A 12,263-nucleotide genomic window follows, 5' to 3' on the forward strand; every position below is an offset into this window, starting at 1 on the left:
GAACGTCATGTCGTCCCTTCCATCCCGGATCTACGCCGTTGTTGACCAGCCCCGATGGGTGGAGCGGCTTGGTGGAGCCGGACTGCGCTTCATCGAATTGTATCTCCGGGATCTGTCTGAAGAGGACGTCCGTGCGCAGGCTCTGCTGGCTCAGGAACTTGCGGTCCGTTTCAATGTGTCACTCGCCCTGAACCGCTACTGGCAAACTGCCATCGAACTGGGCTATGAGTGGTTGCACCTTGGTCCGGAAGATCTGGAAACCGCTGATCTGGAGGCCATCCGGACCGCAGGTATCAGATTTGGTATCTCGACCCATACCCGGCAGGAGCTGGAAACGGCTTTGGCCTGCAAGCCGGATTATATTTCCTTTGGTCCTGTCTGGTCCACGGAGCTTCGGGGCGTAAAGCTGACGGGCAGGGGCCTGAAGCAGCTGGCGGAGTGGCGGGAGCTGTGCGGCGATGTTCCGCTCGTAGCGATCGGTGGCATTACGGTGCCGCGGCTGTCGGAGTGCCTTGAAGCCGGAGCGGATACGGTGGCTGTGATGAGCGATTTCATCGCCCATTCCGATCCGGAAGGACAGGTCCAGCGCTGGATTAACGCCACTTCCGAAGAAGCCACGCCAACTTGAAACATGCCACCTCGTCTGCGGACGATCTGATGAAAGAGCCGAGACAACGATGATGGTGACAGGACTTGCAGCCGTACTCCTAGCGCTCGCGTTCCTGCTCACGCTTGTCAGCATCATTCAGCCTCTCGCGAAACGTCTTGAAATTTCAGAGGCTGTCCTGCTGGCCCTGACCGGGATCGGGCTGGGGCTGGTTGCGTCTCTGATCGTCCGGTCGTCTGCGACCGATCTTCTGGACGGCGCGGCGGAAGCGCTGATCTATTTTCCAGTCAACAGCGAAGCCTTTCTGCTGATTTTTCTGCCCGTGCTGGTTTTCCAGGGCGCAATGGCCATTGATGTGCGCCGTCTGGCCCATGAGACGGCGACGGTCCTTCTTCTGGCGGTCGTGGCGGTCATTGTGTCCACGGCAACAATCGGCTTTGCGCTTTATCCTTTTGCCAAACAGAGCCTTGTCGTCTGCCTTCTTCTGGGCTCCATCGTCGCCACGACCGATCCATCCGCCGTGGCCGGAATTTTCCGCGAGATCGGCGCGGCGTCACGCCTGACACGCCTCGTCGAGGGAGAGGCACTCCTGAACGATGCCGCGGCCATTTCGATCTTCTCAATCCTGCTCGCCGCCGTCACATCCCATCATCAGATCCACCCCACCGAAGCCCTGATGGATTTTCTGACGGCCTTCATCGGGGCCATTGTGGTTGGCGTCTGTCTGGCGCGACTGACATTGCTGCTGATTGCGGGCTTGGGCGGGTCTGCTGCTTCGGAAGTCACACTGACGCTGGCGCTCCCCTATGCCGTTTATATCCTGTGTGATGAGATGCTCGGCTTTTCGGGAGTAGTTGCGACGGCTGCTGCGGGTCTGACCGTTTCCGCTTACGGGCCCTCAACCTTCCGCCCACAGGTCTGGCGTTTTCTGAACGAGATGTGGGAGCAGCTCGTTTTCTGGGCCGGTTCGCTCGTGTTTCTTCTGGCGGCCATGCTGGTTCCGCGCCTGCTGATCGGCATGACGAAATGGGATTTCGTGCTGATCCTGATCGCAAGTGTGGCTGGTCTGATCGCGCGCTCGGCCGTGATTTTCGGCATGCTGCCTCTTCTGGCCATCACGAAACTGTCGCCGCCTGTTCCCAACCCCTTTAAGGCCACGATGGCCTGGGGTGGCATCCGCGGCGCCATCACGCTTGCTCTTGCCCTTGCGGTAACAGAGAACCAGAGCGTTTCAAGCCCTGTGGCCCATTTCGTCGGTATCATCGCCACCGGCTTCGTGCTCATCACGCTTCTGATCAACGGCACGACGCTGCGGGCTCTGGTCCTGTTTTTCAAGCTGGATCAGCTTTCGCCTATTGATCAGGCCATCCGCCAGCAGATCGTGGGAATTGGATTGGGTGAGGTTGCCGAACGAACGCGGGAACTGTCCGAAGAGCTTGGCTTCAGCGAGCAGACCCGTGCGGGTGTCATCAGCCGTCTCGAGCGTCGCGCCGAGAAGGAGAGGGCGGCCAATAATTTCGAATCTGCCCTGAGCGACCGTAACCGCGTCAACATCGCCCTGATTACCATCGCCAATCAGGAACGCTCCCTCCTGCTGGACCTGTTCCGAATTCAGGGACTGTCACGGCGTGTGATGGAAACACTGCTGAGAACAGCGGAATCCATGGCGGATGGTGCCAGACTGGAAGGGCGCTACGGCTATGTGCGCGCGCTCAAGCGGCGCCTTCAACCCTCCCTGCGATTTCGCATCGCGCAGGAACTTCACAGCCGCCTGCATATTGATGAGCCCCTGACGAACTGCATGATGGAGCGCTTTGAGATGCTCATCATCGCGCATCTCGTCTCGCTTTCGCTTCAGCGCTTTGTTCGCCAGCGTATGGAACCTACGCTTGGCCCGCGCATCACGGAAATCGTGTCCGAAGTGCTCGGCCGCCAGCGCAAGCTGCTGGACGATGCGCTGGAGACTCTTCGCCTGCATTATTCAGGTTATTCCGAAGCGCTGGAAAGCCGCATCCTGCGACAGATCGCCCTGCGTCTTGAGGACGAGGAATACGATGCCCTTGAAGCCGACAGCCTGATTTCTGAAGAACTTCATCGCGAACTGCACCGTGAGATCGAACGCCAGCGTGCCCGGCTAGACGCTCCGCTACGCTTCAATCTCAAGAGTGGCATCGAACAGCGTCTCCGGGCGTTCCCTGCATTCAACGGCGTTCCCGACAGTGTACTGCAAAAACTGTCAGCCAAGGTTTCGATGCATTTCGTTTCTCCGGGAGAGGTGCTGTTCAAACGCGGACAGCGCGTCCGTGTCGTGTATGCCCAGGTCGCGGGACTGGCTGAGGTCAATCTGGCCGAGCAGGAAATCCTGTTCGGGAGCGGGGATCTGATCGGTGCGGCGTCCGTCATCCGCAACGACACGATGCCCGGCACCGTCCGCTCCCTTCAGTTCAGCCATCTGCTGGCCATTCCGCGACCGGTTTTCGAGAAGCTGATCCGGGATTACCCGATCGTTCAGCGCCTGATTATTCAGCGTAGCCAGAAAAGAGCGGATGGGCTGCTGATGCCTGTCACGGTTCGCACGCTGGACGGGGACGCCGTCTCCACGGCCTCCGCCTCAGAGATGCGCCATCTGGTTTCGCCTCCTTAAAGATCTGGAGACGATGTCTCTTTTTCGGGAGCAAGCAGGCCGCGGAATCGGAGCGCACAAAAACAAAGAATGGCCGCCGCCAGCAACGCCGCTCCCGAGTGCAGCAGCCAGAACGAAACGTCGGAAATACGCCCCAGAAGTGTCGCGAGCTTTCCAATCAGCAGATTGGAGAGAAACAGATGCAGCGAAAAGCAGGCAACGAGAATGGTATTGACGCTCACAGGAGCGGCCCGTGAGAAAAGCGCCATTCCGATCGCGTAATTCATCGCAAAGCCGATGTCATTGATGATGTGAAACGCCAGCCCCCAGAGCAGGCTGACCTCATGCGGCCCCGGACTGACCCATGACCCCAAAGCCAGCATCAGGGGGCCAAACGCCGCGATAAACGTTCCCAGTGCGACCTTGGCAATTTCGGAAAGATCCTGCCGCCGTCGGGAATAGGCCTTCCAAAACCAGAGGACTGCCACGGCACACAGGGTGCTGATGAAACCGTCCAGGGAGATCAGGTCGCTCACTGGCATCTCGTGTCCCAGAAGACGAAGCTGGAAATGCTCGCGCCCCCAGAGCAGATACCCGTCAAAAATTTCCGAATTCGGAACAGCGCCAACAGCCATGACCGGAACAAGCGCCAGAAGGAGCAGGATCGTCTTTTTTTCCTGAGATGTCAGGGCAGGGCGCGTGGGCTTTGAAACGTCCACGGCATCCGGCGTCTCGCGCACTGCAATTTCTGATGCAGGAAGCCAGCGGCGCCCGAAAAGATAGACGACAAGCCCGATCAGCATGCCGACGCCAGCAGCCAGAAATCCCCAGTGCCAGTCGATCTGCGCGAGACTTCCACACAGCACCGGAGATACGATGACAGCAACCTGAAGCCCCATCATGTAAATCTGGTAGGCATCCGAACGTCTCCGGTCGCCCAGGGCATAAAGTGCACCAACCTGCGCCCGCAATCCTCCTGCCATGCCCAGACCTGTCAGCAGGAACCCCAGCGCCAGCACGAAACTCCAGTCAAATGATAGCAGGAAGTGGCCTGCCGTCATCAGAACAGCCCCGAGCAGAATGGTTCTTGTCTGGCCGAGCACGCGGTCCGCCAAGAAACCGCCGAGGAGAGGGGTGGCATAGATCAAGGCCAAAAACAGCCCCGTAATGGCGCCGGCCATGGCCCTCGGCCCAACCGGCGCATACAAAGCCGAAACAAACGTCTCTAGCGGTGCCAGCCCAAATACATGCCCGGAATGGTCCGGCTGGAGCAGATGGTCGGTCAGATAAAGCGCGAGGATGGCCTGCATGCCATAAAGAGAAAACCCGACCCAGCCTTCCGTCAGCGTTAGAACCCACAACCCGATGGGATGCCCCCAGAGTTCACGCTGCTTTGTGGAGACAAACGGTTCGATGATGGGGGAAGCAGGAAGGATCTCGGTCATGCAGCCTCAGTGACGCAGGGGAGGAAGATCCTGCGTAACGGCAGAAACCCACAGGGGTAAAGGGGAGAGATGAGCATGGCAAAATGCCAATCATCACGGTCGTGGCATTTTGCCATATTTTGAGTCGAATATTGCCATGGCAAAATGCCCCAATCTAATTGGTGGCATTTTGCCATAGGCCTGAATTTATCATCTGACGTCTGATCTACGACTCAAAATCCGGCTCAAAAGAGCCGAAAACCGGGATAAATCCTTGCACATGGCAAAATGCCATATGAGAAAATTTTATCGTTCTGCGGCTCAATGCTTTTTGGGCACGGCTTTGGAAAATTTGAGGATCCGGACATGGATAAGAAGCGGGATCTCGAGCACACGCATGTCGTATAAGATATATTATGCCAACTTATGGGCTCGAAAACTCTAAATTTCTGACTTTTTTGTGAGAACACATCCTATTGTTGCGAAGAATGTCTCCATTCGCGCTAGGAAAAGCGGTGTAGTCCATTCTGCCGGTGAGAGCACAACTCGATCACCGGTATATCCGCGGGAGCGGCTGTTTATATGTCATCTATGTCCCTGTGCCGCCTGAGTCTTCTGGGAAGCACATTCTGCGTTGCTGTTCTCTCCGCCCTCCCGACCATCGCACGGGCTGATGATTATACGGAACTGCTCGACATCCTTCGCGCCAAAGGCAGCCTGAGCCGTTCGGAATACAACGTACTGCTGTCACATCACCAGCATCACGCGCACCCCTCGCTGCAACGTGACGACGACGGGGCATCCCCGGCCCCCGCACACCATCGCAACCGTTACATGCGCTATGGGCCCCAGAACGAAGGCAGCAGCCTTGATGCTCCTCCGGACGTAACGACGATTGCCGCCGTTTCCGCAGCGCGCCGCGCTGCCATGGACGCCTCGGCGAGCGCACAGGATGCTCGCAATTCCCTGATGGAAGCACGCAGGACGTATAATCCGGACAGTATCGTGCGCGTGAAGCCCTATGTTGCGGGCAAAGGCGTTACGATCCAGGCAGGCCAGATCGACATCAACATCTCGGGCTTCGTGAACGCCTATTACACCTATAACAGCCCCAGCGGCGGTCGCCCTGTCGCAGGCGGCGTTTCGACCGGCAGCAGCGGATTCGATTCCTCGTCCGTCCGTAACGGCCTTCTGCCGGGTGGTCTGATCCTCAAGCTGAATACGGTGCAGGAAGGAATCAAACTGGGTGCCGTCTTTGGGATGTATCCTGGCATCAACAACAACGATCCCAGCACTTTCAATGCCAATTCCGGCGGCAGCCCGGTGGGTCTCGGAACCGCTGGCCTCGATTTCCGTCAGGTCTTCATGACTGCGGGAACCGACGAACTCGGTACGGTCAAGCTTGGTCGCGATATCGCGCTGTTTGCTTCGGATGCCATCCTCAACGACGCCACGCTTCTCAGCGTTGGCAGCACCGGAAGCAACGCCAATCCCGCCAATACGTCTCTGGGCCGTATCGGCGTCGGTTACGTCTATACTGACTGGCTTCCGCAGATCACCTATATCTCGCCGAAATGGAAAGGCTTTCAGGCCTCGGTGGGTGTCATGACACCGCTTGACGAGTTCAACTTCGCAGGCGGCGGCCTTTCTGCGACCACCACCCAGCACAGTTCTCCCATGCTTCAGGGCAAGGTCACGTATGATGGCAATATCGCTGGCTTCACGACACGCTTCTGGAGCAGCTTCCTCGTTCAGCACCAGCAGAACCTGACCAGTGCAACCCTGGGTAGTAGCAGCCGCAAAGGTACGACCGTTGAAGCCGGAGATGTGGGCGTAAAGCTTTCGCGCGGACCGTTTGAAGGCGTGGCCTATTACTATTACGGCAGTGGCCTCGGCACGACGGGTCTGTTTTTTGATGGCGTTTCCGCCGAAGGGCGCAAGCGCAATTCGGAAGGCTACTATGTTCAGGCGGCCTACAAGATCCTGCCAAGGCTCAAGGTTGTCGGAAGCTATGGTGTCAGCAATCTCTATCAGGCACCGGGTGAAGACAATCCATCCATGGTTCGCCGCAACCAGTCAGAAGTCGGAGCAATCTATTACAACCTGACAGACTGGTTCACGCTCGTCGGCGAATACGCTCATACGGAATCCGATGCCCACGGGATTGCTCATGAGAGCGACCACACGATGTCGGCCGGTGCGATGATGACGTTCTGATATCGATTCCCATCCCAGACAGGTCTTTAACCCTGTCTGGGCTTTCAGATTAGGGCGTGCGCTGACGCCGGACCTCAATCATGACCCACGGTCCCGGCCCATTTTCAAAGCCGCCACCGGTATAGCATTCGACCGAGATGGCTCTCCAACATGCGGCCAACTCGTAGAAGTTCCGAATTTCTTCGGCAGACGGGTAATTGTAATATCGTCCGACGCTGTCGCGACCTTCCTGGCCACCCGATTTGTAAGTTGCGAGGTGCCACCCTCCCGGTTTGAGCGCCGCATGGACCTTTGCAAGAATGCCTGACAGGGCAGCCCTTGGAACATGGATCAGGCTCGCGCTTGCCCAGACAGCATCGTAAGCATCAGCAGCCTGCAATTCGTCAAACCGGATGACCTGAACCGGTTTCCCGAGCATCTGTGCGGCATTCGCAGCCAGAGACGGTGAGGCTTCAACGGCCTCCACTGAAAATCCCTGCTCCAGCATGGCACGCGCATCAATCGCGCCGCCACATCCCAGATCGAGAATATGCGCGCCGGATTCAAGCTTTTGCAGAAAACGGTCTAGATAGCGGTTCTGACCACCCTTCCCGCTTGCGACATAGGACGGGGACGCTTCTGCATAATACCGTAGGGTTTCAGGATCAAAAGGAAGACTTCCAGAGCTCATTTCAATCCTTTTTCCCATCATTTAAATCTTGAGAACCATCCCGTCATAGGCAGGCTCGACACCCTCAGGCAGCGTCTTGCACAAGGTCTGGTAATCCATGTCCGGGCCCATATGGGTCAGAATCACATGCTTCACGCCAAGACGCTCGCGCCATTCCAGCACGCGTTCGAGCCAGGCATGGGCGGGGTGCGGATCATACTGGAAGCAGTCCACAATCCAGGTCTGAACCCCTTCGAGCAGCAACAGCGCCTCACCTGAAAGCGTTTCGACATCCGTGCTGTAGGCAAAGTTTCCGCACCGTACGCCCAGAGATGTGATCCGCCCGTGGCGCTGTTCGAAAATCTGAGCATTCAATCCGGGGAACAAAACTGTCTCCCCAGTCTGCACGATCCGTTCATCAAAAACCGGCCGATAGAAGTCCGGGCCCTTCCATGGCGCGAACGCATAGGCATAGCGCAAGCGCAGTTCCTCAAGCACGTCCTGCGTGCCGAGAAGTGGCAGTGGCGTTCCGATCACGCGGTTGATGGCCCGCAATTCGTCCAGACCACCAATATGATCGCTATGCGGATGCGTGTAGAGGACCGCATGGACGTGACTCAGGCCACAGTTCAGCATCTGATCGCGGAAATCCGGCCCTGAATCTACCAGAAGCCGAAAGCCGCCCTCGCCTTCGATCACAACTGAGGAGCGCGTCCGACGGTTACGCGGCTCCGTGGGGTCACACGCACCCCAGATCCCCGTCTGTGGTCCCTCTTCGCCCCCGATCATGGGAACCCCAGCGGAACCTCCACATCCAAGGATCGTCACCTTCATGCAGCGATCCTCGTGAACAGACGACGGGCGTTTTCGGTCGTAATCCGTGTGATCTCGTCCAAAGAAACACCGCGCTCCTCTGCCAGACGTGCCGCCGTATGGGCGACGTAACCCGGCGTGTTGGGCTTTCCGCGTTTCGGGACAGGCGCAAGATACGGGCTGTCCGTCTCAACCAGAAGACGATCTTCCGGCACCATCTTTGCGACTTCGCGGATTTCCTCGCATTTCGGAAAGGTCAGCAGGCCAGAGAAGCTGATATAGCCCCCCAGTTCCAGAGCGGCTTCTGCCAGTTTCGGACCAGATGCGAAGCAGTGGATCAGGAACGGAAACGCGCCCTTCGCATGCTCTTCGCGCAGGATGCCTATCATGTCGTCATCGGCATTGCGGGTGTGGATGACAACTGGCAGGTCCGTCTGGCGCGCAGCCGCGATATGGGTGCGAAACGCAGTATGCTGGGCCGGTTTAGCCTCATCGCCGCTATGGAAATAATCCAGCCCCGTTTCCCCAATCGCCACGACGGAAGGCGCTTCGGTCTTGGCAACAAGCTCTTCAACCGATGGTAGGCGCTCCTCACCCGCATAATCCGGGTGAATGCCGATTGCACACCAGATCCGAAGATCCGGCGTGTCATGCTGCGTCAGGGCAATCTGCGTATCTGCTTTTGAAAACCGTGTCCCGATCGTGATCATTCCGGACAGACCCGCTTCCCGCGCCTGCGCGAAAGCGGGCGCAAGGTCGTCGAGCTTGTCCAGATGACAGTGCGTGTCGATCAATCCTGTCATGCCTCTTCCTCGACAAAGCGGGGAAACAGGCCTTCGGGTTTGGGGAGCGTCCGGCCAGCCGGAAGCAGGGTTTCAAGAGCGGCGAATGTCCGTTCGTCGTCCTGCACACCGAGCTGGACCAGCATCTTGTCCATTGTGTCCGGCATGAAAGGCTGAAGCATGGTTGCGATCCCGCGGATCATATCCACGAGAACCCGCAGCACATCCGCCATCCGCTCCGGATCGGTCTTTTTCAGCGCCCAAGGGGCCTGGCGGTCGATATAGGAATTGGCGGCGCGAATGACCTTCCAGACTTCTTCCAGCGCATCGGTGATCGCCTTGCGCTCGATCTGTTCGGACATGATCGTCGGCAGCAGCGTCACCATCGCCAGCATGGCCTGATCGTCTTCGGTCAGCGTGCCACGCTCGGGCAGAACGCCGCCCAGATTACGGGCCACCTGGCTCAGCGTACGCTGGCACAGATTGCCGAGATCGTTCGCCAGCTCGACATTCGTGCGCGTGATCATGGAGCGGCGGCTGAAATTGGAATCGCCGCCGAACGGCACTTCGCGCATCAGGAAGAAGCGCAGCGCATCCAGCCCGAATTCGTCGGCCAACGCCTTCGGATCAAGGACATTGCCGAGAGACTTGCTCATCTTCTCGCCCTCGACCGTCCACCAGCCATGGGCGAAGACGCTCTTCGGCAGATCAATGCCCGCCGCCATCAGGAACGCTGGCCAGTACACGCAGTGGAAGCGTGCGATTTCCTTGCCCACGACATGCACATCCGCCGGCCAGAACTTCGCCCGCGGATCATTGAGATCGGGGTAGCCCACGGCCGTTAGATAGTTCGCCAGTGCATCGAACCAGACATACATGACATGGTCCGGATCGTTTGGAACCGGTACGCCCCATTTGAAGCTCGTGCGACTGACGGACAGGTCGCGCAGCCCCTGACGGACGAAGCTTTCGATTTCACGACGCGGGCCGACGGGACCGATGAAGTCGGGATTGTCTTCATACAGCTTCAGGAGGCGGTCCTGAAAATCGGACAGACGGAAGAAATAGGAAGGCTCCTTGACGCGCTCGACCGGCGCACCGGACGGCGCCACGAACGTTCCGTCGGACTTCTTGACCAATTCGTCCTCGCCGATGAACGCTTCATCGCGCGTGGAATACCAGCCCTCATAGGCGCCCAGATAGATATGCCCGTTTGCCGCAACCTTCTCCCACAGTGCTTTGGCCGCGCCCTTGTGGCGCTCCTCGGTGGTGCGGATGAACTCGTCGGTCGAAATCGCCATATCCTTCTGCATCTGGCGGAAGGAGGCCGAAACCTCATCGGCGTAGGCCTGCGGGTCCATGCCCTTGGCTACGGCCGTCTGCTCGACCTTCTGGCCGTGCTCGTCGGTGCCGCTGACGAACAGGACCTCTTCGCCGTTCAGGCGATGGAAGCGGGCCAGAACGTCGGCCGCGATGGAGGTATAGGCATGCCCGATATGCGGAGCGCCGTTCACATAGAAGATCGGGGTCGTGATGGTGAAGCGCCGCGTCATGTCCACTCGTTTCATAACGCCCGGACCATCTCAGCTGCCGACAGCGAGTTCCGCTGCCTGACGGATGGCCTGGGCCTTGTCCAGGTTTAAGCCTTCGGTCTGACGCCTCAGCGTGTCCAGTTTGGAACACTGCCGCGCCGCCAGATCAGCCTTTGCAAGATCCCCGCGCCGCGCTGCCGAGCGCGCACGGTCTGCCAGTCCCTCGCCTAGCAAATCGCAGAGCAATGCGAAACCTTCAGCCTCTCTCGCAATACGTTCGCTCAGGGCCATGGTTTCCGATCCACGCACCTGTCCGCCAAGGATTTCCGCCACAAATGATGCAATCGCGCCGTCCCGGTCCTGCGAGAGAAAGAGTGCCCGGCCCGGCGATCCGTGGGCCCGTGCCAGCACATCCGCAGAGATGCCGGGCAGTGCAGCGCGCATATCCGCATCCGACAGCGCGGACAGCGTGAGCATCCGGCACCGGCTGCGGATCGTGGGCAGGAGCGCGCCCGGAGAAGACGTCGTCAGCAGCAGGACGCAGCGTGGGGGGGGCTCTTCAAGGATCTTGAGCAGGGCGTTAGCTGCGAACCGGTTCAGATATTCCGCCCCGTCCACGATCACCACGCGCCAACCGCCTTCGGTCGCCGTGTGATGCAGGAAGGTTTGCACCGGGCGGACATCCGCCGCCGTGATCTCCCCACGCAGACGGCCTTTTTTCTCGTCAACGGCCCGCGAAATTTCCAGCAGGTCCCCGTGCGTGCCCGCCGCAATGCGCCGTGCCTGCGCCACGTCCGGATTTTCCGCATTCAGCAGCAGTCGGGCCAGACGGAAGGCCAGCGTCGCTTTGCCAATTCCCGCCGGACCGCAGATCAGCCAGGCATGATGGAGCTTGCCGCCGGCCAGAGCCTGCCGGAACGTCGCTTCTGCTTCGCCGTGACCGTACAGACCCAGAGTATGACGCGGGTCGCTCACACGCCCTGAACCGTCAGGCGGTCGTGCACGGCCCGCAGGAGCGCCGCACTGACGGCTTCGGGCGTCTGGGCGGCATTAACCCGCTTCACCCGCGCCGGATCAGCCGAGGCAATCGCATCGAAGCCCGCCAGAACACGCTCGTGAAACGCTTCCGCCTGACCCTCGTAGCGATCGGTCTGACCACCGCGTGCATTGAGACGCTCCAGCGCCTGTGTTCGCGGAAGCTCCAGCATGAGCGTCAGATCGGGTTCGCAATTCACTAGGCTCCGCGCACCATTCAGGAACGTCAGAACCTCTGCCACGCCTTGGCCGACGCCATGGCCCTGATAAGCCAGCGTCGAATCATGGAACCGGTCGCACACCACGATCTCACCACGCTTCAATGCTGGAAGAATGGCGTTGTCGAGATGGTCCGACCGTGCGGCCATGTGCATCAGGATTTCGGCCCGCCAGGACAGATCGACCTTCCCGAACAGCAGCAGATTGCGGATTTCTTCCGCGCCCGGCGTACCACCGGGCTCCCGCGTCAGAAGGACGTTATGCCCTTCTGAACGAAGGGATTCGGCCAGAAGACGGGCCTGGGTGGATTTCCCCGCGCCCTCGCCGCCTTCAAGCGTAATGAACAGTCCTGTTCCAGCCAT

10 protein-coding genes are annotated in these 12,263 nt (G+C 59.1%); 3 read left to right on the forward strand and 7 right to left on the reverse strand.

Features of this window, described 5'->3' with window-relative positions; all coding sequences use genetic code 11:
• Positions 1 to 7: 7 nt before the first annotated feature.
• Both HK22_RS04020 and HK22_RS04025 read left to right on the forward strand, forming a co-directional pair.
• On the forward strand, positions 8 to 628 hold the full coding sequence (locus HK22_RS04020) for a thiamine phosphate synthase (protein ID WP_086648489.1): 621 nt from the start codon (positions 8 to 10) through the stop codon (positions 626 to 628).
• 49 nt (positions 629 to 677) lie between these two features.
• The gene (locus tag HK22_RS04025; protein WP_086648418.1) at positions 678 to 3,251 is read left to right on the forward strand and encodes a cation:proton antiporter; all 2,574 of its coding nucleotides are present in this window, start codon (positions 678 to 680) and stop codon (positions 3,249 to 3,251) included.
• On the opposite strand, the gene HK22_RS04030 is transcribed toward HK22_RS04025, so the two are convergent.
• A complete protein-coding gene (locus HK22_RS04030; RefSeq protein ID WP_086648419.1) occupies positions 3,248 to 4,675 on the reverse strand; it encodes a peptide MFS transporter in 1,428 nt (475 codons plus the stop codon). The genes HK22_RS04025 and HK22_RS04030 overlap by 4 nt on opposite strands.
• Before the next feature lie 570 nt (positions 4,676 to 5,245).
• On the opposite strand from HK22_RS04030, the gene HK22_RS15290 reads away from it, so the two are divergent.
• Positions 5,246 to 6,871 (forward strand): porin, encoded by a 1,626-nt coding sequence (locus tag HK22_RS15290; RefSeq protein ID WP_233142398.1) that lies wholly within the window; start codon positions 5,246 to 5,248, stop codon positions 6,869 to 6,871.
• A gap of 49 nt (positions 6,872 to 6,920) precedes the next feature.
• On the opposite strand, the gene HK22_RS04040 is transcribed toward HK22_RS15290, so the two are convergent.
• The 6 genes from HK22_RS04040 to tmk are packed head-to-tail and all read right to left on the reverse strand — an operon-like array spanning position 6,921 to position 12,263.
• The gene (locus HK22_RS04040; protein WP_086648490.1) at positions 6,921 to 7,541 is read right to left on the reverse strand and encodes a bifunctional 2-polyprenyl-6-hydroxyphenol methylase/3-demethylubiquinol 3-O-methyltransferase UbiG; all 621 of its coding nucleotides are present in this window, start codon (positions 7,539 to 7,541) and stop codon (positions 6,921 to 6,923) included.
• Between the two features lie 21 nt (positions 7,542 to 7,562).
• The gene (locus HK22_RS04045) at positions 7,563 to 8,354 is read right to left on the reverse strand and encodes an MBL fold metallo-hydrolase (RefSeq protein ID WP_086648421.1); all 792 of its coding nucleotides are present in this window, start codon (positions 8,352 to 8,354) and stop codon (positions 7,563 to 7,565) included.
• Positions 8,351 to 9,136, reverse strand: coding sequence for a TatD family hydrolase (locus HK22_RS04050; RefSeq protein WP_086648422.1), 786 nt, complete (start codon positions 9,134 to 9,136; stop codon positions 8,351 to 8,353). The genes HK22_RS04045 and HK22_RS04050 overlap by 4 nt, the downstream gene beginning before the upstream one ends.
• Positions 9,133 to 10,668, reverse strand: a complete 1,536-nt coding sequence (gene metG, locus HK22_RS04055) for a methionine--tRNA ligase (protein WP_077802947.1) — start codon at positions 10,666 to 10,668, stop codon at positions 9,133 to 9,135. Before metG ends, HK22_RS04050 begins: the two co-directional genes overlap by 4 nt.
• A 30-nt stretch (positions 10,669 to 10,698) precedes the next feature.
• A complete protein-coding gene (locus tag HK22_RS04060; protein WP_086648423.1) occupies positions 10,699 to 11,622 on the reverse strand; it encodes a DNA polymerase III subunit delta' in 924 nt (307 codons plus the stop codon).
• Positions 11,619 to 12,263: a dTMP kinase gene (gene tmk / locus HK22_RS04065; protein WP_086648424.1), complete on the reverse strand. Its 645-nt coding sequence runs from the start codon at positions 12,261 to 12,263 to the stop codon at positions 11,619 to 11,621. Before tmk ends, HK22_RS04060 begins: the two co-directional genes overlap by 4 nt.

The sequence above is a fragment of the Gluconobacter sp. DsW_056 genome, from assembly GCF_002153595.1.
GTDB classification, from domain to species: Bacteria; Pseudomonadota; Alphaproteobacteria; order Acetobacterales; family Acetobacteraceae; genus Gluconobacter; species Gluconobacter albidus.